Annotated in this window: 19 protein-coding genes; 7 read left to right on the top strand and 12 right to left on the bottom strand. The window is 38.1% G+C overall.

Features of this window, described 5'->3' with window-relative positions:
* Window positions 1-5 precede the first annotated feature (5 nt).
* Both ACVWYN_RS14170 and ACVWYN_RS14165 read right to left on the bottom strand, forming a co-directional pair.
* A complete protein-coding gene (locus tag ACVWYN_RS14170; RefSeq protein ID WP_457289523.1) occupies window positions 6-353 on the bottom strand; it encodes a YciI family protein in 348 nt (115 codons plus the stop codon).
* 46 nt (window positions 354-399) lie between these two features.
* The gene (locus ACVWYN_RS14165; protein WP_457289522.1) at window positions 400-852 is read right to left on the bottom strand and encodes a carboxymuconolactone decarboxylase family protein; all 453 of its coding nucleotides are present in this window, start codon (window positions 850-852) and stop codon (window positions 400-402) included.
* 159 nt (window positions 853-1,011) lie between these two features.
* Between ACVWYN_RS14165 and ACVWYN_RS14160 the strand changes: the two genes are divergently transcribed.
* Both ACVWYN_RS14160 and ACVWYN_RS14155 read left to right on the top strand, forming a co-directional pair.
* A complete protein-coding gene (locus ACVWYN_RS14160) occupies window positions 1,012-1,251 on the top strand; it encodes a hypothetical protein (RefSeq protein WP_457289521.1) in 240 nt (79 codons plus the stop codon).
* A 167-nt stretch (window positions 1,252-1,418) separates the two neighbouring features.
* Window positions 1,419-2,060, top strand: a complete 642-nt coding sequence (locus tag ACVWYN_RS14155; RefSeq protein WP_457289520.1) for a DUF6266 family protein — start codon at window positions 1,419-1,421, stop codon at window positions 2,058-2,060.
* Here the strand turns inward: ACVWYN_RS14155 and ACVWYN_RS14150 are convergent.
* Window positions 2,057-2,719 carry a 3-keto-disaccharide hydrolase gene (locus tag ACVWYN_RS14150; RefSeq protein WP_457289519.1) on the bottom strand — a complete coding sequence of 221 codons (663 nt, stop codon included), beginning with the start codon at window positions 2,717-2,719 and terminating at the stop codon, window positions 2,057-2,059. The genes ACVWYN_RS14155 and ACVWYN_RS14150 overlap by 4 nt on opposite strands.
* A 135-nt stretch (window positions 2,720-2,854) precedes the next feature.
* Between ACVWYN_RS14150 and ACVWYN_RS14145 the strand changes: the two genes are divergently transcribed.
* Entirely contained in the window at window positions 2,855-3,628 is a 774-nt protein-coding gene (locus ACVWYN_RS14145) for a hypothetical protein (RefSeq protein WP_457289518.1), read from the top strand.
* On the opposite strand, the gene ACVWYN_RS14140 is transcribed toward ACVWYN_RS14145, so the two are convergent.
* From ACVWYN_RS14140 to ACVWYN_RS14130, 3 genes are all read right to left on the bottom strand, one after another.
* Window positions 3,618-5,801, bottom strand: a complete 2,184-nt coding sequence (locus ACVWYN_RS14140) for a GH92 family glycosyl hydrolase (RefSeq protein ID WP_457289517.1) — start codon at window positions 5,799-5,801, stop codon at window positions 3,618-3,620. The genes ACVWYN_RS14145 and ACVWYN_RS14140 overlap by 11 nt on opposite strands.
* Window positions 5,802-5,852: 51 nt before the next feature.
* Window positions 5,853-7,499 (bottom strand): alpha-L-rhamnosidase-related protein, encoded by a 1,647-nt coding sequence (locus ACVWYN_RS14135; protein ID WP_457289516.1) that lies wholly within the window; start codon window positions 7,497-7,499, stop codon window positions 5,853-5,855.
* Window positions 7,500-7,592: 93 nt separating this feature from the next.
* Window positions 7,593-8,132: a pyridoxamine 5'-phosphate oxidase family protein gene (locus ACVWYN_RS14130; protein ID WP_457289515.1), complete on the bottom strand. Its 540-nt coding sequence runs from the start codon at window positions 8,130-8,132 to the stop codon at window positions 7,593-7,595.
* A 144-nt stretch (window positions 8,133-8,276) separates the two neighbouring features.
* On the opposite strand from ACVWYN_RS14130, the gene ACVWYN_RS14125 reads away from it, so the two are divergent.
* A complete protein-coding gene (locus ACVWYN_RS14125) occupies window positions 8,277-8,645 on the top strand; it encodes a response regulator transcription factor (protein WP_457289514.1) in 369 nt (122 codons plus the stop codon).
* Window positions 8,646-8,692: 47 nt separating this feature from the next.
* Window positions 8,693-9,736, top strand: coding sequence for a phosphotransferase enzyme family protein (locus tag ACVWYN_RS14120; RefSeq protein WP_457289513.1), 1,044 nt, complete (start codon window positions 8,693-8,695; stop codon window positions 9,734-9,736).
* On the opposite strand, the gene ACVWYN_RS14115 is transcribed toward ACVWYN_RS14120, so the two are convergent.
* From ACVWYN_RS14115 to ACVWYN_RS14090, 6 genes are all read right to left on the bottom strand, one after another.
* A complete protein-coding gene (locus ACVWYN_RS14115; protein WP_457289512.1) occupies window positions 9,733-11,082 on the bottom strand; it encodes a Gfo/Idh/MocA family protein in 1,350 nt (449 codons plus the stop codon). The two genes, ACVWYN_RS14120 and ACVWYN_RS14115, sit on opposite strands and share 4 nt — an antisense overlap.
* Window positions 11,083-11,222: 140 nt before the next feature.
* Window positions 11,223-12,077, bottom strand: a complete 855-nt coding sequence (locus ACVWYN_RS14110) for an NAD(P)-dependent oxidoreductase (RefSeq protein WP_457289511.1) — start codon at window positions 12,075-12,077, stop codon at window positions 11,223-11,225.
* A 4-nt stretch (window positions 12,078-12,081) separates the two neighbouring features.
* A complete protein-coding gene (locus ACVWYN_RS14105; RefSeq protein WP_457289510.1) occupies window positions 12,082-12,747 on the bottom strand; it encodes a class I SAM-dependent methyltransferase in 666 nt (221 codons plus the stop codon).
* Window positions 12,748-12,801: 54 nt separating this feature from the next.
* Window positions 12,802-13,407, bottom strand: a complete 606-nt coding sequence (locus ACVWYN_RS14100; protein WP_457289509.1) for a hypothetical protein — start codon at window positions 13,405-13,407, stop codon at window positions 12,802-12,804.
* Window positions 13,408-13,483: 76 nt separating this feature from the next.
* On the bottom strand, window positions 13,484-14,134 hold the full coding sequence (locus tag ACVWYN_RS14095; protein ID WP_457289508.1) for a LuxR C-terminal-related transcriptional regulator: 651 nt from the start codon (window positions 14,132-14,134) through the stop codon (window positions 13,484-13,486).
* 91 nt (window positions 14,135-14,225) lie between these two features.
* A complete protein-coding gene (locus ACVWYN_RS14090) occupies window positions 14,226-17,060 on the bottom strand; it encodes a two-component regulator propeller domain-containing protein (protein ID WP_457289507.1) in 2,835 nt (944 codons plus the stop codon).
* A 184-nt stretch (window positions 17,061-17,244) separates the two neighbouring features.
* Here ACVWYN_RS14090 and ACVWYN_RS14085 point away from each other — a divergent pair, with 184 nt between their 5' ends.
* Together ACVWYN_RS14085 and ACVWYN_RS14080 are read left to right on the top strand one after the other, a co-directional pair.
* Window positions 17,245-19,095: a glycoside hydrolase family 2 protein gene (locus ACVWYN_RS14085; protein ID WP_457289506.1), complete on the top strand. Its 1,851-nt coding sequence runs from the start codon at window positions 17,245-17,247 to the stop codon at window positions 19,093-19,095.
* A gap of 6 nt (window positions 19,096-19,101) precedes the next feature.
* Complete coding sequence (locus ACVWYN_RS14080; RefSeq protein WP_457289505.1) at window positions 19,102-21,165, top strand: beta-L-arabinofuranosidase domain-containing protein; 2,064 nt, start codon at window positions 19,102-19,104, stop codon at window positions 21,163-21,165.
* Window positions 21,166-21,217: the final 52 nt, after the last annotated feature.

The following is a 21,217-nucleotide window of genomic DNA, read 5'->3' as shown; positions in this document are numbered from 1 at the left end:
CTTGTTTATTTAATAGGGCTTGCCATCCTGATCTCCACCGTAGCGCCCCAATGTAATATTGGGCAACCTTTAGCAATTTCTACAGCATCATCATAATCCTCAGCTCTGATCAACAACACGCCACCAATAGATTCTTTGATCTCTGCATACGGACCATTAGTTACCACGCTATTGTGCTTAACCACGCGGCCTTCGCCATCCCAACGTTTTGGTGGTTCTACCAGTTTATTCTGTGCGGCAATGCCGCCTATCCAATCTTGAAAAGGTTTTATGGCCAGCTGCATTTGCTCTGGAGATGGTGTAGCATCTTTGCTAATCAAATCCCTATGGATCACTAATAAAAATTCGTTCATTATATGCTTATTAAGGTTGTAAAAAATCAAATTGTAAATCAAAGAATTAACCAAATTGTCCAACCTGGTAACTGCCCGCTTTGGTTGGAAATGCTAAGTTAAAGCGGTTCCAGGTATTAATGGTAGTAATTGCAAAAGTTAAGTCAATTAATTCTTCATCGGTAAACTGTGCTTTAGCTTGGTCATAAACCTGATCTGTAACATGGCAGGTGGTAAGCGCTTCTGCCCATGCTAAAGCTGCTCTTTCACGGTCTGAGTAATAGGGTGCTTCTTTCCACGCACTCAATCCATACAAACGTTGTTCAGTTTCGCCGGCCGCTCTTAGCTCCTTTGAATGCATGTCTAAACAATATGCACAGTTGTTAATTTGAGATACCCTAAAGTTTACCAGTTCCAATAGCTCGTGCTCTACAGGTGTATTTTTCAAATAGCCAGTTAGTGCAAATAATGATTCCATTGCGTTTTGTCCTTTTACATGGACGTTGATTCTCTGTTGCATTTTGTTATAATTTAATGATTAAAACCTAATGACAACCGGATTTTAGAAATTGGACAAACCTGAATTATTTATTTAATAATATTTTCTTTTGCAATCTGAATCTAACGAAACCATACGTGATATTGCCCTATAACGTCATTAATTACGACCGGAAACGATATGAATTGGCAATATACAGCCAGGGAACATATCCTGCCCTTCTCCTATACAAATGGTACATTTCTCCCACTAAAAGATACTTTTATGGGACAATTGTGGGAGAAACATACCATTAAGGTGGAACAAGTAAGAAGGAAACCTGAGTTATTCTCCTTACCTTTGCAGTATAATTGTACTCCTGACTATGGCGGCGATAAGTATCCGCATGAATTAGTTAAGTATCCGAACTTTAATATTTGAAAATAGTACAGTTAAAAAATTCTTTAAAACCTCAATAAAAAAGACAAGCAACCGAGGGTTGCCGAGTTCTTAAATGTAACCTCGCGTTACCTTAGGCAGAGATCCCAACATTGGCCTTCATTGTGAAAAGTATTCGGGAAATTGAACTTTATAATTTTTTATTAAACATGGCTAGATACAAAAAAGGTATCATGGGCCCAATTTCTGGTACCTGCGGTACAGTTGTTGGGGCTTCGTGGCGAGGAATTGACTATTTGAGAAGTCTTTACACGCCGTCAGACAAACCGCGCAGTGCTGGTCAGCTAGACCAGCAATATAAATTTACACTTGCCAACAGGTGGCTGCATCCCCTAAAGAAGATTATTAACATTGGTTTTCAACATATTAAAGAGCGTAAAACCCCAATAAATGAAGCAGCCTCTATATTGATGAAAACCGCTATAGCAGGTTCATCACCAGAGTTTGTAATAGATTTCAGTAAGGTAATCATCAGCAACGGCTTCCTTTGCCCCTCAGTAGTCATAGCAATGGACGGATTAGAAAATAATGTGCTTGAAATTAAATGGGTCAACGCTTCTTATTCTTCGTTTAACAAAAGTAAAGATGTAGCGACTTTTGTCGTATTCGACCCTGTTGAATGCAATTTTGAATGGTTTGAACGTGTGGCAAACCGGGATGAAAGCGAAATACAATTACAGCTTCCACTTTACTTTACCGGCAAGGAGTTGCATTGCTGGATGTTTTACGAAAACAGCGAACTTGATATGGTGAGCACAAGCATCTACGCCGGAGCGGCGTTACTCAGCTAAAACTCTTCTATTTTTATCTTACGGTAGAATACCTCTGCACCTTCAGATTGCAGCAGTATTCTACCGCTGGTTAATGATAAATACTCCCCTTCGTTTACAAGAACTTCATTAACAAAAAATTTAAAGCGACCTTTTTTAAAGACTACTTCAACGGTATTCCATTCGCCATGCGGCCGCTCCCCATCTTTTATCTTAGCCATGTATGAGTTGTCTGTTGGCTCTATTTTAATGCCATCAACAAATGCAGTTACGCTATCAATAAGCCATAAATCGCCAACATCGCCTTCCTGTATTTGGCATTCAGCCCCGCGGGGCCATATTTTGTTGACAGAAAGATCCACACTAAAGCAAATACCTGCATCACGTTTTTCTTTTTCTCTTGGCGGAAACTTCTTTTCTCCCCATTTAAACTCAAGTGAGAGGTGGAAATCGCCATACTTTTTATCAGTAACGATATAACCAAAATCCTGACCGGTTACATGAATTGCTTCATCTTGTACGGTAATCACATTTTGAGGGTCTTTGTTAACACCCTGACTTTTAAGATATTTGGACCAACCTTCCAGATTTTTACCATTAAATATCTCATGCATATTAGGGGTTTGCGCATTTGCCAACATTATTGGAAAGCAGCAAAAAAATAAAATGATCTTTTTCATAACAATTTTACAGGGCTAAATTGAGCTTAGCTCCCGCAATATACGCAACCCAATAAAAATATTAACTTTATGTTTTAAACACCTATTCAAATTTAGACAACCTCTTATCTCAAATTAACTCAACTTCAAACCATTATGATCACTCCCTACTACAAAAGAGACCTAAATTTCAATTCTTATGCTTATAACTATTGGCCAATTTATGATACTGTAAAAAAATATTATCCCATTGGGATTAAACGATTGGAAAACTCGGTTTACTTTGACTACCCTGGCCTAAAGGAATTAGACAATATTGTTGTAGAGGCAATTCATGGGGAGGATAATAAAAAGTTCAAAGCATGGCAAGCTTTTATGGAACAACTTTCCTCTAAATTTCAGGTAAAGCATATGGGAACCACGATGGGACAGGCACCAAGTAATAGCGCAGAATTCATTCTCGAGGATGTAGATACTCCAGAGTTCAGAAGAGTTAAAAAGTTAGTATTAGCGGTGAGTTTGGCCGGCAAATTCTTTGCGATATTTGGGATTGATGAAACCTTTATAAAAGAAAAAGCCGAAAAAACTTTTCAATGGCAATACCATGCCATAAATGTGGTTACTATTTCTCCGTATGGAGAATTTGAAACCCTATTTAACGGTATAAAAATAGCAGTAGAGCAGCAATTTGAGGGTTATAAATTTGTCCCCTTTATGGTACATTGTGCGGTAATTGAAGGTTTACAGGTGAGGTATTCAGATAGAGAGGAATGCACGATATTTCATGCACTATTCAATGATCAGTACAAATTAAAAGATGGTATGGTATTAAGAGGGGAACTTTCTTTTGGTAGTAAAGACTGGGAAACGGAAAATGCTGAATTGTTTAAAATAGAGGTTCGTATAGCACCCCCACCCCCTATTTCGTAGTGATATCAATTGTACCGCCATTTTTGAACAAATCATGCGATACAAAATATCCTTTATTTTCCTTTCCATTTACCTTTATACCAGTTATTGCCCTACCCTTACCTGGTTTGCTGATAGTAATGGTTTTACCACTACTCGTTTTCCATTTTACTTCGTCAAACAATGGTGCGGTTACCAGATATTCTGGATCCGTTGCCGAAAACGTGTACAAACCTAGAGAAGAGAATACGTACCAGGCCGACATCTCGCCTGCGTCATCCATACCAGAAAGGGCTAGTCCTTCCGGACCAATGCCATAAAGGTTGTTTAAAATGTTGTCTAAGATTTTTTGAGTTTTTTCTGGTTTGCCGATAAAGGTATATGCGAATGGAGCTTCATGGTCTGGCTGATTGCCTTGACAATACTGACCAATCATGGTTTCTACGTTACGCGCAATGTATTTAGGGTTCCATGGCAAGGTAAAAAGAGAATCTAGTTTTGATTCAAATCCTTTCGGACCGCCATATAGTTTTATTAAACCAGGCATATCATGCGGAGCGAAAAACGATACCTGCCATGCATTAGCTTCTCTGTACATGTATTCGTAATAAGGATATTGCGGATTAAACGGTTTAATCCAGTCGCCATTTTCCAGCCTTCCTCTCATAAACCTGGTAGAAGGATCAAACATATTCTTATAGTTTTGAGATCTGGCCATCAGTATTCTGTAATTGGCGGTATCACCGAGTTTCTTGGCTATTTGGGCTAGGGAATAATCATCATAAGAATACTCCAATGTTTTAGAAACACCAGCTCTTCCTTTTGTTTCTACTTTAGGGTCGGTAACGTCTGGATCTGATATGAAACCTTTTTTAATGTATTCATCTACAAATGGACGCGCACCCGGTGTTACATTTGCGTTCCTTAATAAGATTTGGTAAGTGCCTTTAATATCAAAGTTATCAATCCCTCTTAAATAAGCACCTGCAATGGATGAAGTGCCATGGTCTCCATGAAAAAATGTAGGAATGAAACCTGTTTTATCGCCCACTTCCTTCATAGACTTGATAACATCAAGCGTAACATTTGGAGTAATCAATCCTAAAAGCACGTCTTTATTGCGGTAAGTGTCCCATAAGGAAGGTTCAGTATAATAGTTATAATCTGCTTTTACAATGTTTCTTTTGGCATCAGTAAACTCTCCGTTTACATCACTTCTTAAAACAGGCCATAAGAATGATCGATAAAGACAAGAATAAAGCATTCCTTTTTGCTTACCGGTACCGCCTTTTACCTGGATTGAAGAAAGCAGGTTTTCCCAGGTCTGGTTGGCCTCTTTGCGTACGGCATCAAAAGTTTTATTACCAATTTCTGTCTCCAGGTTTAGCTTAGCGTTTTCTACACTAACAAAGGATAAACCTATTTTTAGTTCCACAGCACTGTTGGCGTTATTGGCAAGATGCAGCATGGCGTAACCGTCACTTGCCCCTTCCTGGTTAACTTCAAGCTTTTCAATAGGCGTATTGCTGATTGCATAGAAATAGATTTTGCCGCCGGATTGTTGATACCCTTTAACTATAGATGTTCCTTCCTGCTCTATTTTCCAGCCATTTACCCTGCTATTAGCTTTGGCTAGATCAAATAGGATTTGCCTATCTGCCCCGTTTTTATATTCATATTTATGATAACCGCACCTCAGGGTTGATGTAAGGCTAACATTTACATTATAATCATCCAGGTATACCTGATAAAAGCCAGGGGAAGAACTTTCTTTTTTGTGAGAGAATCTGGAACCAAACTTACTTCCCTTATTTAACACAGGAGCATCGCCTGCAAGGCTGGACACAGGCAAAATTGGAATATTACAGAGGTTCCAATGGCCCTTATTGGTATGTGTAAAACTTAAGATGGCATCATCTTCATACTCATAACCTGCACCAGATCCATACTCCGTCATAGGACTTAATTGAACCATTGCATTGGGCAAAGAGCTTCCAGGGAAAGTCAAGCCAGCCCATGACCGCCATCCCTTAGGTAGTTCATAACCCAATATTTTTGGATCTGTTAGCGGATAAGTGCCTACAAATGTGTTCACATACTGAGTGTAACCTTTATTAGATTGAGATTTTACATTAGGCACCACAAGTAGCAGCATCATTATGGCGATTAAAATGCCTTTGGTTTGATTATTCATTTTCAAGTTTAGTAAGTGGTTCCTCAAATATATAAAATATCTCTTTTTAAGCTATTGAAATATCTGTGGATACTTCCTGATAAAATATACAGGCGTACAACTCCATGCATGGCAATAATTATTTATTGGGAAGAAGTTATAAGGGGAAAGCTTGTCATTGTCCGGATCATAGGTTTCCCAAAAGGTATCAGCACCCTTTTTGACCATGCCACCCCAATAGTTTTCTACTAGCTCCTTTGCTTCTTTTGATAGTCCCGCTTTAATTAAAGCAGCAGTATAATAGTGAGTTAGGTACGGTGTTCCGGGTTTAACTGCGTTATTAGTTTTTACAATTGCTTTCAGTGCCCTTTGTGCTTCTGCTTTTGTAGCTACATCACTCAGCACCATCCATGATTGAGAAGCATAAGAAATCTGTTTAGATTTACCGCTGGTAAACAGTCCTAAGGATTGGTCATATAAGCTACTTCTGCCAGCCTTTGTCATTTTGGAAATTAAGGCCGGAAGATCTGCTACTTCTTTTTCTTTACCCAATTGTTTGGCCAGAGCAAGGGTTTCTTTCATAGCAAATATCATAATACCTTGCAAAGAGGCCTGTTTATCAAGACCCTCCCTCCAATCAGTAAACAGCCACCAGCCGTCGCGTTGCGCTGCATCGGCATCAAATAGTCCGTTAATATCCAAGTGTTTACCGATATTTTCAGTCTGTTTTTTGGCAACTGGCCATAAATCGACCGCCGTTTCCTTATCGCCACTGGCTAAAAGATATTCTTTAAGTGCTGCATTGTAGAGCAAAGAATATTCGAATAGAAAAGCCTGACCCTCTTGCGCATGTAAAGAGGGTTTTTCAAATGTACTGGCGTATAAATATCCGTTCTTTTGACTTAAACCCGCTAAAATATACAGGCAGCGCTTGGTTAATTGGTGGTTTTTGAAAGATTGGGCATTGGTGATGGATTCCAAATAGAGATCTCCTATCCATAGTCGCCTATCCCGCTTAGGGCCGTCTTCATATACCGTTTGCATACACTCTTTTAAGGTATTTAAGCCCACCTGGTCTATTTTTGCTATTAATGGACTAGTAGTTGATGCCAGTGGAGCAGGCTGATTATTTACGGAAGACATAGCCTTGAACTTCATATCGCTGATTTGGAAATCAAAGCCATTTGAACTTGCCAGCAGCTCTATTTTAAGATAGCGAAAAGCCAATCGTCTGGGTATGGTAATAGTTGCAGGAAGTTGGCTTACCGTTACGGTTTCGTCTTGCAGCCATGCCCTGCTTAAACCACCGGGATAGGGATCAAATGGTGTTGCCAGTTCGGCAGGTACTTCTCCAAATGTAAGTTTAAACCGCAGCGGACCATCCTGGTAATTATGTATTTCTTTAATGGTAAAAGTATAATAGCCGGTTAAGTGCGCTCCAAAATCTACCACAACACCCGACTGAGATTTGAATGATTTGTTGTAAAGTTCTTCTATTTTACCAGCGGGCTCTGTTTTCCAGCCCTGAAAGGCATTCGCATCAGCAATGAGTTTTACAAGTTGCACTGGCCTTTTTTCCTGCTCAATTAAGGCAGGTATGTTGTTTTCGGCCTTTTTAAGCCAGGCAGACCTTTGAGCAGAAGTATAAAAGTCTTGTGATTTTGCGGATAGGCATAACGCAAGTACACAAAAGAGAAAGGGATATTTTAAAAAATTCATTAATAAAAAAGCTTTAAGATTTATCTAAATGTATTAAATAAACCTTAAAGCTTGATTATGCTTCTGGTATTAAAGCGAATAGGTAAACTGTACTTATACGTTTTTGATCTTGCCCTCAATGGAATCATCCAATGTTTTGCCAATTGCTGCACCTACCATCATCTTAATGCCTGCAACAAAATCACCATGTTTATTGTCCCAATAATATCCGTCTGAAGGTACAATCTTTACCAAAGCTATCCTTGGATCGTCTTCACCTTCTGTAAACCAGGTTTTCATTAAAGGACTCCAAAGTGATTTAACTTTTGCTTTATCATGTACAAGCTGCGCATCAGCAGTAAAGTAAAGGAAATCTGAGTGTTTTGATGCCTGGAAATAGAGTTTAACCCTTGAGTCTGAATGTATTTCCTGATGTGTATTGCTATCATTAGATATGACGATCCACAGATTACCCTCATCATCTACTTCTTGAATGCTCATCGGTCTAACACCATTAGATGGGCCTAGTGCAGGTTCTGTGCAAAAAAAGCAGGTATCGGTTTGAGAGATAATCTCTTTAATTTTTTCTAAAGCCGCTGTACTAAACAAATTCTCTCTGTTGTGCTCCGGCTGATTTTTATTAATACTATCCATAGGTAATAGGTGTTTTTCAATATGTATTATGCTAACAGTTTACAGTAAAAAATGTTCTTTAAAAATGAAGCTAATCTCGGCACAACCTTTGTTAGTTATTAGTTGTTAAGCAATTAACAATTCATCTACCTATGAATTACTATTATGGAAAAGAAAAGCATCTACATTGTAGAGGATAATAAGGATATTGGTTTTATACTTCAATATTTCTTAAATGACGAGGGATTTGATGTAGAACTGTTTGAAACAGTTGCTTCGTTTAATTCCAGGTTATCAAAAAAAATACCAGACCTATTTTTGCTGGACGTGATGCTACCCGATGGGGATGGCTTGGAAGTTTGCTCGGAAATTAAGCACCAAGAGGCTTTAAAAGAGAAACCTGTATTAATTATGTCGGCCCACCTGCCTTCAGATTTGGTAAAAAGGGAATCATGTGCAGATAGCTTTATAGCAAAGCCATTTGATCTTTTTGTTATTTTAAATAAGGTAAATAAATTTTTGCGTGCCGCTTAGTTTCTAAATTCCTATTTTTATTAGAAATATGCTGATATTTAGCAGTGATGCTAAATGATATTTTAAAACACTATCAAATTAATGCCACTGATTGCCTTATTGAGCAATTTGGCACTGGGCTGATTAACCATACCTGGAAGGTTACCTATTTAAATAAGGTATATATTTTACAACGTATTAATACGGCTGTATTTAAAAAGCCAGAAAACATAGACAACAACCTGAGGCAGTTAAAAGCTTTTTTTGAAACCCATTACCCTGAATATTTATTTGCTGGACCGCTTGTTGCAAATGATGGTTCTACTACGGTTATTATGGAGGATGGCCATTATCGCTTACAACCTTTTATAATAGGCTCTCATACCATAGATGCCATCGAAACCCCAGAACAAGCTTACCAAGCCGCAAAGCAATTTGGTCAATTTAGCAGGTTGTTAAACAATTTTAACTCGGCTGTCTTGACCTACACCCTACCCGATTTCCATAACCTTGCACTTAGGATTGAGCAGTTCAATGAGGCAATGAAAAATGCCGACAGTGAGCACATTGCTGCTGCTGATGCAGAAATTGCAGCAATACAAAGCCACTTAGATATCAGTGAACAGTTTAATAACTTGTTAAGAAATAAAACAATTCCTTTAAGGGTAATCCATCACGACACTAAGATTAGCAATGTGCTTTTTAACGAGCAAGACCAAGGTCTTTGCGTTATAGACTTGGATACTGTTATGCCTGGATACTTTATAAGTGATGTGGGAGATATGATGCGAACTTATTTATGTGCCGCAACCGAGGAAGAGCGAGACCTATCTAAGATCAGTATCCGTAAAGATGTTTTTAAGGAAATTTATAACGGTTATATGGAAGAAATGGGTAATACCCTCAGCCCTGCTGAAAAATCCTTATTTACCTATAGTGGTGAGCTTATGATCTTTATGCAGGCACTGAGGTTCTTAACTGACTTTCTTAATAAAGACATTTATTATCCTATAAAATACCCCGAGCATAACCTGATGCGGTCACGCAATCAATTAACTTTGCTGAGTAAGTACATAGAATCTGAGAAAGATTTTAAGATAATTACTGGCTAGAACCCACTATCGTCCAATGCAAAGGTATTCTTCCTTCCTCTCCATTTGCCTTTAGTAAAGTCTGGGAATTTCTGTGGCATATTACCTTCTTTGAGTGATTTAGTGGAAAGCGGTGTAATTACGCTCATGGTAACAGAATCATAAACGTCTATAGGGGTTTGCTTTTTCTCTTTAACCGCCTGTATAAAGCCGTTAAATACAAACCAATCCATACCACCGTGGCCAGCACTTACTGCTTCTTCTGCGTGTTTTTTCCAAAGTGGATGGTCATATTGATCCAACCATGGCTGAACAGGATCCCATACATCGTTGCTTTTGGCTTTTTTCTCTATGTAAATTGATTTATTAACATCCATCCAGATTCCGTTGGTGCCTTGTACACGGAACCCTAAAGAATAAGGCCTTGGTAAATGCGTATCGTGACTGAGAATTACCGTTTCGCCATTGGCACAATTAATCAAAGTTGTGGTAACATCACCATTTCTATAGTTGATTTTAGCGGTTGGATTTCCGGGCGACAATTCCTCTACATAACTGGATAAGCCTCTTGCCTTAGAACTGAAAGAAACAAGGTTTGTAAAACGGTTACCCCTATTGATGTTCGCATACTGCATGATGGGGCCTACACCATGTGTCGGGTATAAATCTCCATCCTGATCTATATTAAACTGAGTTCTCCATTGGGCTTCGCTCAATGCTTTTGGCCCGAAATATACTCCTTGACCGTAAAATGATTTGCCGTCATTAAATAATACGCCCCTCAGGTTATGCTGATAACCACCTTCAAAATGAACCAGCTCGCCAAATAGGTTTTGGCGCACCATGTTGAGTACTGCCATTACATCTCTGCGATAGCATACATTCTCTAACGTCATGTAAGGTATTCCGGTTCTCTCACATGTATTTACAATATCCCAGTGATCTTGTACTGTTAATCCTGCAATTACTTCACAACCAACATACTTACCTGCTTTCATTGCATAGATTGCCTGGTCTTTATGAAACTGCCATGGAGTGGAAATAATTACAGCATCGATGTCCTTCCTGTCGAGCAACTTCTTATAGGCATCCAAACCTCCAGTATACTCAACGGCAGCAGACTTTCCTTTTTTACTAATAAACTCTCTGCATGTTTTTAACGAACTTTCTTGTATATCGCAAATGGCCACAACTTCCACATCATCACGTAATGTACCTTCAGAAATATGGCTCATACCCCTAGCGCCGACGCCAATATAACCTAGTCGTACTCTATCTTTAGATTTTGCAAACAGGCTTCCGCCAGGTAAAATAGAGAATCCGGCGGTGGCAACAGCGGTATTTCTAAGAAAGGATCTGCGTTCCATAGGTCTTTTTAGTTGTTTCTATAAGAATTAAAGTATCAGTTGATTACTCAATAATACCAATTTAGAAAAAGAATTACAACAAAAAAATATACTTACATGGCTTCGTTATTGTTTTTAATACATCATTTTACAGTAAAAGATTAGCTGATTAAGGCTTTTACAATTACAATAATATCTTCATTGCCATATATTGCCTCTGCATTACTAAAGGTATTTAATGCGGTTTCACCCAGTGGAGTTGAAAGTCCTAGATCCCTGGCCAACTTCAAATCCTTTACGGTATTGCTCACCGTAAAAGCAGGTGTAAAGGTGTTATTTAAGATGGCTTCTCCCTTTATTTTAACGAAAGGACTGCCCAATGCGCCATTGCTAATTACGTTAAGAAGTGCTGCCTGATCCACGCCAGCATTCTTTGCAAAAACCATGACTTCGGCCAAGGCCTGTGCCTGAATGGCTAAAAAAGTATTTACAATAATTTTGGCTTTGTTACCCGATCCGATATCACCAAAGTGTATTGCCATTTTACCAAGTGCATCAAAAATTGGTTTTGCCTTTTCAAATGCACTGAGCTCACCACCGACTAATATAATCAGGGATGCTTCATTGGCTTGTTTGACACTTCCAGAAACTGGAGCATCAAGGTATTGGTTTCCTTGTATAGTGCACTTTGATGCGACTTCCTGACTGATAGCAGCAGAAACAGTACTCATGTTAATAATTAATTTACCTGTAGCGCCGGCGGCAAGTATTCCATTTGGTCCATTAAAAACGTCATCTGTAGCTTTATCATCTGTAACCATAAGAATTAGCACGTCTACCTGCTTAATCAATTCTGAAGGATGATCTGCAATGTCTGCTCCTTCTTTAGCAAACAATTCTGCTTTAGCCCTATTCCTGTTGTAAACTGTTAACTGGTAACCTGCTTTCAATAGCGTACCGCACATAGGCGTTCCTATGGTACCTAATCCAATAAATCCTATTTTACTTAAACTCATATCATTATTTTGTTGCAATGATCACAATAAATTCCCTTTCTACTTCAGTTATTTCATTAACCTTAACTGATTCCACATAGGTTTTTGCTTCAGCAATAGTAAAGCCTGCCATTTTAAGAAGATGCTCCGTTTCCTCTTTATTATACAACTCAAAACCGAACTGGGTAAAGGGTAGTTTCTCCATAAATTCTCTTTCTGCGAAAGAAAGATACAACTGTGCACCAGGTTTTAGTACCCTATAAATCTCTTTTGCATAAGCTATTGGGTCTTTCCAGAAATAAAGTGTATTTACAGTAAAGACTTTGTTAAAAAACTCATTTTCGAAAGGAATGGTTTCTCCATCTGTAAGTGAAAAAGTTACATTACCTGACTGGGAAAGTGATGCATTTATCTTAGAAGCCTCCACTACCATTAATTCAGAAATATCAATTCCATAATAGTCAAGGTTTCCAATTTCTGTAAACAATAAACTTACATGTCGCCCACCTGCAGGGCCTATTTCCAGAATGGATTCATACTGACCTAAATCCATTAGCGCTATGGTTTGGAGAATCATATTGCCGTTACTATCGGCCATTTTTTGAGAGGTAACTAGTCCCATTTCGCCAATTGGCCTGCTTAGCTGACTGGCAATTTCTTTAAGACTTTCTATATTTAGTTCTTGAGACATATTACTGCGTTTGATTCTTGAGGAATAGCAGTAAAGTTATGAAAAAGGCTTATTTTACCAAAAGGGAAGATAAGTTGAACTAAGGGCTTGTCCGCTTTCATGAATGATAATGGCAGTACACTTTTTTTCCTTATCAATTTCAAAGGTTATCCCTGTTTTACTATCGTAAATCTCCTTATTAGTGTCTTTACCTGGCTTTACCTTACTAATAGCATATGTTTTTGATAGTTTATCCAATGAAGATGAAATACCCAAACCTTCTGCAGTTTTAAAACCAGGTGCCGTAACTCTAATTTGCCTTATCCTTGCGGGAGGATTACTACCTGTATCCCTAACTGTATAAATTGCAGTTGAATATGACTTAGGATTATGATCCTTGTACCAAATTGCTACTGCCTTTTGCATAGCCGCATCTCCAGAATCTGCTTTACCATAAATTTTCATGACTTCTGAAGCATCCTGATCAATGTGAATTAATCCGGCAGACTTACCGGGTATTAGTAAAGAATCTTGAGTTAATTCTGTTTTAATTGCATTTGATGTGCTTACTGTATCTTTATCCAATGAATCAGAGCCAGCTGTATTTTTTCTATTATCACTTGAACAAGAGTAGAATAGCACAGTAAATGCCATTAACACTAGTATTTTATACCCTTTCATAACCATCTTTTTATTGAATTAAACAACGGAATACTTAAAGATTTGTTTGAGTAGGCAGATTAGAAAATTAAAGGAACTAGTTGATCAAACCATTTATGAGGGCATAACGGATTAAAGTTGCTGTATTTCTAGACTCCGTTTTATCAATAAGGTTTTGTCTATGGCCCTCTACCGTTCTTTTGCTCAGGAAAAGCTTATCTGATATTTCTACATTGGTTAAACCCTCACCAATCAGTTGGAGTACTTCCATCTCCCTTTCTGAGAATAATGCCGCACGAGCGCTTTCATCAATTGCCAATTGAGAACTTATAGCTAGTTTTTCAAGCAGTTGCGATGAAAACTCTGTACAGATGTACTTCCCTGTTTTCTGCACATGGTTAAGTGCAAATAACAGCTCTTGTTTACCAATTGTCTTAAGCAAGTAACCACACAAGCCCGCTTCAAAAAGGCTGGCTATTAACCTTAGGTTAGTATTTGAGGATAATAGTATCAGTTTTGCATTTTTGTTCAAACTTCTTAAACGACGTATTGTGGCTGGTAAGTCAGGATTTATGAAGTCCAAATCAAGCAGAATAATATCGGCATCAATATGGTTTACAATTGCCGAAGATAGCTCATTAAGGTTTGAAGCTTCATCAATAATAGAAATACCTCCGCTTGTTTCAAGCAGCATTTTAATTCCATCTCTAACCAGCGTCTGGTCTATTGCGAGCAAAATATTTAGCATTATTAGTTATAACTAGTTTATGATAATCAGATAATGCTTAAACAAAAATAAGTATATTTTAGTTTGGGATCACTTTAAAATAATTAGACCACTATGATAACGTGCGTTTACTTTGTGCGTATTCTGATGGGGGAACCCCAAATTGCTTTGTAAAAGACCTCCCAAACTGTGCCTGAGAACTAAATCCTGTTTGATTTGCGATCTGCTGTATCTTTAAACTTGAATTTAACAGCAACTCTGCCGCTTTCTTAAGTCTAGTAATGTTGATTAGTTCGTTTGGTGTAAGGTTTGATATTGCTTTTATTTTCCGATAAAATGTGGCCCTGCTCATGTTTAAACTTTCTGCCAGCAGATCTACATCCAAATTGGTATTAGATAAATTTTGATGAATGTAATCGTTCAATTTATTCAACAAAGCCTGATCTGGTTTAGATTGTGCTATTGTAATCAGGTGGGTAAATGAATCTACTCTGGCCTGGTAAACTTCACGTTCTTTTTGGCTTTCTAATGCTTCTATCTTATTTTTGTTCTTAAGTTTAGCACGATGATTTAGATACACAATTCCATAGTAAATACCTGCAACCAGTATTATAAGATATAATATATACGCCCAGATACTTAACCAAAATGGAGGACTAATAACTATTATCAACTTGGCAGGTTTACTGTTCCAAATGCCACTACTGTTAGCACCTTTGACCAAGAAAGTATAGGTACCTGGAGAAAGTTTTGTATAGAAAACCTTTCTATTTCTTTTCAAGTAAGTGTATTCTTTATCCAAACCTTCCAGCTTATATGCATATTGCGCAGTTTCAAACCCCGTATATACAAGGGCGGCAAAGTCTATACTAAATGTAGACTGATCATAAGCAAGTTTTATTTTATCTGTGTAGGTGATGGATTTTTTAAGTAATTTATTGTCAATGAGTACTTCCTGATTAAAAACCTGAAAACCAGTGATAAAAACATTAGGTATTACCTGGTTAGGGGTAAATTTAGTTGGATTGAAAGCAATCATCCCGTTAACACTACCAAAATAGAGTTTCCCGTTGGCATCCTTAAATGAAGAATTATAATTGAACTGGTCGCTCAATAATCCGCTTGCTTGAGTAAAGACTTTAACTTCATCCGTTTTAGGATTAAACTTTGCCAAACCCCTGGACGTACTTAACCATAGATATCCAAAATCATCTTGTTCTGTACAATAGAACACATTGCTGGGGAAACCATCCTTTGTACCAAAACGTTGAAACGTATTAGTTCTTGAATCAAATTTATTAAGGCCATTCTCGGTAGTCACCCATAACTTCTTATCCTTATCAAGAAATATTGAATTGATGAAGTTATCGCTAATGCTATTGGCCCTTTCTTTCACATAACGAAATGCGCCACTTTTGCCATTTTTGTAGTTGACAAAATACAATCCATTGTTTATGGTACCCGCCCAAATCGTTCCTTTATCATCTTCCAGTATCGTTAAATAATGATAGTTATCTGGAAAGCCATTAAGCAAACTAAAATTATCACTTAATCTGTTGTATTTGTAAATGCCATAAGAGCTGCCCAGTAGGATTTCTCCACTTTTTGTCTCATATATTGATTCAACAAAATTACTTTTTAAGTCATTTGGCCCATTTCCTTTATCATAATGGCGAAGTACCATTCCTGTTCTTACATCCATCACATCAAGCCCTTGCTCATAAGTGCCAATCCATAGTTCATTTCCCGTAGCAAGTAAACCGTGAATATTGGTATGGGCAATACTTGTTTTGGTGCCATCCGGCAAAAACATTTTTACTGTTTTAGTTATCTTGTTTAGCCCAACGTCTTCTGTACCAACCCATAAACCACCAAATTGGTCGGCAGTTATTTCTCTTACTGCATTTCCACTGATCGGATAAACATCACTCTTTGGAAAATATCTATCAAAAGCACTAAAGGGTTTTGGGTAATAATTTACGCCACCAAAATAGGTACCCACCCATATACCACCTTCCTTGTCTTTCGCAAAGGTATAAACCGCATTATCTGATAAGGCATAAGGATTGCCGGGACTTTTTCTCAGTTGTTGATGTTCTCCAGTTTTAATATTGTAAACGAATATCCCTGATTCTGTAGCTATCCAATAAATATCGCCATCATAATGGATAAAGTTTTTCGCAAAAATAGCCGTCCTATCTTTGTTGTAGGTTAGTACGTCCTTGTAATTCAAGGTTACCAAATCAAATAGCTTTACACCCTGATGGGAAGTACCTACAAAAATAGCGTTTGTTTTTGTAGCATAAATCTTATCCACCCAGCGTGAGGTAACTCCTGGCGAATGACTAAATAAGTCATAACTCACGAAAGAATCACTTTTAGTCATGTACTTTTTGAGAAGTCCATCATTTGTACTTAACCATAATGTACCATCTGGTAAGAACAACATAGATGATACATTAAAATTCTGCTTATCAGAATATAAGCTTACTTCACCTGATGTTTTATTATACTTAAAAATCTTTGAATCGGATATAAAACAAATGTTATTATTACCGTCGCTTTTCAATGATGAAATGTATTTATCTCTTGTAAAAGGCACAATTTTAAATCGCTCCGTCGTGTCGTTGTATTGAAATAAACCTTTAGATGTACCAATCCACAGCTCCTTTTGCTGGTCTTCAAAAACCGAAAGTGTTACATTACTACCTATACTATTGGTATCGGCTGGTTCATTTCTGAAAATTTTAAAACTATATCCGTCGAAACGATTTAACCCATCTTTTGAAGCAAACCATAAAAATCCTTTTGAATCTTGAGTGATATCGAAAACTGAGTTGTAAGATAGCCCTTGCTCCACCTGATAATGTCTAAAATCATATGATTGTGCAGCAAGTTTAGCAATAACATTAATCAGTAATAAAAGAATTAAACAGATTTTTTTCAATCTAAAATAGTTAAAGGTTTATATCTGATAACAGGTTGAGGATGCCAAAATAAAGAAATTCAAGGCAATTTGAGACAAATTGATAAAAGTTTGAGCCGATTTGTTAAAACTAAATACCTTATTTTGAATCATCAGTTGCAACCATAATTGCAGCAAACACACATAAATAACCAAATACATCATTATGAAGTTAACATCCTATATTATTGGATTATGCCTGGCTCAAACGTTAGTACAAACGTTGCCGGCAAACGCACAAACATGGAAACCCGTTGGTGGTAAGATCTCTACTCCATGGGCAGAAAAATTAAATCCTGCAAGTCCTCTTCCGGAATATCCAAGGCCTCAATTAGTTCGCAAAAACAACTGGAAAAACCTAAACGGACTATGGGATTATGCCATTACCAACAAAGAAGAAGCTGCACCAAAATCTTATCAGGGTAAAATCCTTGTCCCTTTCGCTATTGAATCTTCGCTTTCAGGAGTTGGTAAAACGATCGATAAGAACAACTTACTCTGGTACAAAACTAGCTTTACTATTCCTGCTAACATGAAGAATACGGTGTTGTTGCATTTTGGCGCAGTGGACTGGAAAACCGAGCTTTGGCTTAACGGAAAAAGAGTAGGAAGCCATGAAGGTGGATTTGATCCTTTTAGCTTTGACATTACCCCATTCCTAAAGAAAGGTACTAAACAAGAACTCGTAATCAGCGTTTGGGATCCGACAGATGAGGGGCCTCAACCAAGAGGCAAGCAACAGAAAAAGCCTGAAGGTATCTGGTACACACCTGTAAGTGGTATCTGGCAAACGGTATGGTTAGAAGGCGTGGCTAAGACGTTCATTGCTACTACTAAACAAACACCTGATATAGATAGCAAAACACTCTCTTTATCAGCTAATGTAACATCAGCACAACCAGGTGATATGCTTAGAGTAACCGCTTTTGATGGCACTACCAAAGTTGGTGAAGCACAAGTTGAAGCGACAGAAACTGCTTTATTGAGTATTCCAAATCCTAAGTTATGGTCGCCAAATACGCCATTCCTTTACGACTTAAAAGTTGCTGTTATCCGTAATGGAAAAACAGTTGACGAGATCAGTAGTTATTTTGCTATGCGTAAGTCATCCATGGGTCCTGATGTAAATGGTGTTCAAAGAATGTTATTAAACAATGAATTTGTGTTCCAATATGGCCCACTTGATCAGGGCTGGTGGCCAGATGGTTTATACACTGCTCCAACAACAGAGGCATTGGTATTTGACATCATTAAAACAAAAGAAATGGGCTTTAATATGATTCGTAAGCACATTAAAGTTGAACCTGCCCTATGGTACTATAACTGTGATAAATTGGGGATACTAGTATGGCAGGATATGCCAAGTGGCGATCTTGGAAATCAATGGGAGCCGAATCTGGGTCAAATGGGCGGTAAAGACAAAGACCGTACTGCTGAGTCGGAAGCCATTTATAGAAAAGAGTGGAACAGGATTATGGACCACCTGCACAACTTTCCAAGTATTGTAGTATGGACTCCATTTAATGAAGCTTGGGGACAGTTTAAGACTAAGGAAATTGCAGAATGGACTAAAGAAAAAGATCCTTCCAGACTTGTAAACAGTGCAAGTGGTGGTAATCATGTGATCACGGGAGACATTGTAGATCTTCACCATTATCCAAATCCTGCAATGCCCAGACCAGACTTATTTGGTCCAACACATGTGGTTGTATTGGGTGAATTTGGTGGCTTAGGCTTACCTGTTCCAGAGCATACCTGGTTAAAAGATAAAAACTGGGGTTATCAAACTTTCAAGAATGCTGATGAGTTATTTGACAAGTACACATCCTTTATGGTTACGATGGAGGATCTAATTAAAAAAGGTTTATCTGCAGCAGTTTACACGCAGACAACTGATGTAGAGAATGAGACAAATGGTTTCATGACGTACGACAGAAAAGTGATCAAAGTACCTGTAGAAAAGCTTAAGGCAGTGACTGACAAACTATACAACAAATCATTAGTTCAGCTAAAGTAAGGAAAGATGAGCATGTTAAACATCAAACAAACACTAGCCGCTGCAATCCTTTTAACAGGGTTGCAGGGCTTAAGTGCGCAGGCACAATCGGTAAAGGCCGAGGCTGTTGCCAACACCGCCAACATTGCTACAAATAGTTACTACGTTAGTAATAAAGCTCCATTACTAAAAAACCACTTCATAAAATTACCAATCGGCAGTATACAACCAGGCGGATGGTTAAGAAATGTGCTGGTCCTTCAAAAGGATGGTTTAACAGGAAATTTGGGTGAGATTAGCATATGGCTATCCAAAACCGACAATGCGTGGCTTAATAAAGAAGGTATAGGTAAACATGGATGGGAAGAACTTCCCTATTGGTTAAAAGGTTATGCCAATATAGGATATATGCTTAAAGACCCTAAAATGCTTTCAGAAACTAAATTCTGGATTGATGCAGTACTGAAAAACCAACGGGATAATGGCGACTTTGGTCCTTTTGTAGAAAAAGGAAAGGGCAAAAGGGATCTATGGACCAATATGCCAATGCTGTGGTGCCTTCAATCCTACTACGAATACAGTAAAGATGCCAGGGTAATACCGTTAATGACTAAATATTTTAAATGGCAGCTTACTATTCCAGATGATCAACTGTTAGAAGACTATTGGGAAAATAGCCGCGGTGGTGATAACATTGTTAGCATTTATTGGCTTTATAATCGTACAGGTGATAAATTCCTTTTAGACCTTGCCACCAAAATGGACAAAAACACAGCGAATTGGCGACAAGCAACAAATTTACCCAACTGGCATAATGTAAATATAGCCCAGTGTTTTAGAGAACCTGCAACCTATTACTTACAAAGTCATAATGATGCAGATTTAAAGGCCAGTTACAATAACCAGGAATTGATTAGAAGCATCTACGGACAAGTTCCTGGTGGTATGTTCGGGGGTGACGAAAATTCTAGAAAGGGATATGATGATCCGCGACAAGCCGTAGAAACTTGTGGATTGGTTGAACAGATGACCTCCGACCAAATGATGCTGGGCATTACAGGTGATACCTATTGGGCAGAAAACTGCGAAGATGTAGCATTTAATACCTTTTCGGCCGCATTTACACCAGATTATAAAGCGCTTAGGTATCTTACTGCACCTAACATGGTTGTAAGTGATGCAAAAAATCACAGTCCCGGTATTGATAATTCAGGACCATTCCTGATGATGAACCCTTTTAGCAGCCGTTGCTGTCAGCACAATCATGCTGCCGGATGGGTGTATTATGCAGAAAATCTATGGATGGCTACACCAGATAATGGCATTGCAGCTCAACTCTATGCAGAAGCATCTGTTAAGGCAAAAGTTGGTTCTGGTATTGAAGTAACACTTAATGAGACCACTAAATATCCATTTGAAGATCAAGTTGATATAGAAGTTAAAACTACCAAACCGGTTAGCTTTCCATTATATCTTCGCGTACCGGTATGGTGCAAAAATCCCGTGGTTAAAGTAAATAATAAAACTATTGCTGTAGCAGCAAACGCAGGCGGATATATAAAACTAACCAGTACTTGGAAAAATGGTGATAAAGTAAACTTGCAATTCCCTATGGAATTGAAGGTTAGAGAATGGGAAAAGAATAAAAACAGTATTAGCGTTAATTACGGACCACTAACCTATTCATTAAAAATTGACGAGGACTATATCCAGAAAGACAGTAAAGAAACTGCGATAGGAGATTCGCAATGGCAACCAGGTGCAGACCCTAAAAAGTGGCCATCGTTTGAGATTCACCCCAAATCAGCCTGGAACTATGGTTTACTTCTGGACAAAGTAAATCCTGCAAATTCCTTTACTGTAGTTAAAAAGGCCTGGCCTAAAGACAATAACCCATTCACCCATGGAAATGCCCCTATAGAACTTAGGGCTAAGGGCAAGCTGATTCCAGAATGGAAAATAGACAAATATGGACTGGTTGATGTACTACCCAAAAGCCCAGTTGCCAATGCAGAAAAAGAAACGGTTTTAACACTTGTTCCTATGGGTGGTGCAAGGCTTAGAATCTCTGCTTTTCCTGTAGTAAAATAAATTTTATAAACATATTTGTAAAAGGCTGGTATATAGTATACCAGCCTTTTAT

It is taken from the genome of Pedobacter sp. UYP24 (assembly GCF_054057295.1).
Note: the sequence above shows the minus strand (reverse complement) of the source record. Positions and strands in the feature narration are given on the sequence as shown.

Excerpts from the sequence above, each read along its gene's own strand:
- ACVWYN_RS14115 (WP_457289512.1), bottom strand. The coding sequence starts at position 11,082 with ATGGAACGCAGATCCTTTCTTAGAAATACCGCTGTTGCCACCGCCGGA.
- ACVWYN_RS14140 (WP_457289517.1), bottom strand. The coding sequence starts at position 5,801 with ATGAATAATCAAACCAAAGGCATTTTAATCGCCATAATGATGCTGCTA.
- ACVWYN_RS14105 (WP_457289510.1), bottom strand. The coding sequence starts at position 12,747 with ATGTCTCAAGAACTAAATATAGAAAGTCTTAAAGAAATTGCCAGTCAG.
- ACVWYN_RS14095 (WP_457289508.1), bottom strand. The coding sequence starts at position 14,134 with ATGCTAAATATTTTGCTCGCAATAGACCAGACGCTGGTTAGAGATGGA.
- ACVWYN_RS14130 (WP_457289515.1), bottom strand. The coding sequence starts at position 8,132 with ATGGATAGTATTAATAAAAATCAGCCGGAGCACAACAGAGAGAATTTG.
- ACVWYN_RS14125 (WP_457289514.1), top strand. The coding sequence starts at position 8,277 with ATGGAAAAGAAAAGCATCTACATTGTAGAGGATAATAAGGATATTGGT.
- ACVWYN_RS14165 (WP_457289522.1), bottom strand. The coding sequence starts at position 852 with ATGCAACAGAGAATCAACGTCCATGTAAAAGGACAAAACGCAATGGAA.
- ACVWYN_RS14170 (WP_457289523.1), bottom strand. The coding sequence starts at position 353 with ATGAACGAATTTTTATTAGTGATCCATAGGGATTTGATTAGCAAAGAT.
- ACVWYN_RS14110 (WP_457289511.1), bottom strand. The coding sequence starts at position 12,077 with ATGAGTTTAAGTAAAATAGGATTTATTGGATTAGGTACCATAGGAACG.
- ACVWYN_RS14145 (WP_457289518.1), top strand. The coding sequence starts at position 2,855 with ATGATCACTCCCTACTACAAAAGAGACCTAAATTTCAATTCTTATGCT.
- ACVWYN_RS14150 (WP_457289519.1), bottom strand. The coding sequence starts at position 2,719 with ATGAAAAAGATCATTTTATTTTTTTGCTGCTTTCCAATAATGTTGGCA.
- ACVWYN_RS14120 (WP_457289513.1), top strand. The coding sequence starts at position 8,693 with ATGCTAAATGATATTTTAAAACACTATCAAATTAATGCCACTGATTGC.
- ACVWYN_RS14080 (WP_457289505.1), top strand. The coding sequence starts at position 19,102 with ATGAGCATGTTAAACATCAAACAAACACTAGCCGCTGCAATCCTTTTA.
- ACVWYN_RS14135 (WP_457289516.1), bottom strand. The coding sequence starts at position 7,499 with ATGAATTTTTTAAAATATCCCTTTCTCTTTTGTGTACTTGCGTTATGC.
- ACVWYN_RS14085 (WP_457289506.1), top strand. The coding sequence starts at position 17,245 with ATGAAGTTAACATCCTATATTATTGGATTATGCCTGGCTCAAACGTTA.
- ACVWYN_RS14160 (WP_457289521.1), top strand. The coding sequence starts at position 1,012 with ATGAATTGGCAATATACAGCCAGGGAACATATCCTGCCCTTCTCCTAT.
- ACVWYN_RS14100 (WP_457289509.1), bottom strand. The coding sequence starts at position 13,407 with ATGAAAGGGTATAAAATACTAGTGTTAATGGCATTTACTGTGCTATTC.
- ACVWYN_RS14155 (WP_457289520.1), top strand. The coding sequence starts at position 1,419 with ATGGCTAGATACAAAAAAGGTATCATGGGCCCAATTTCTGGTACCTGC.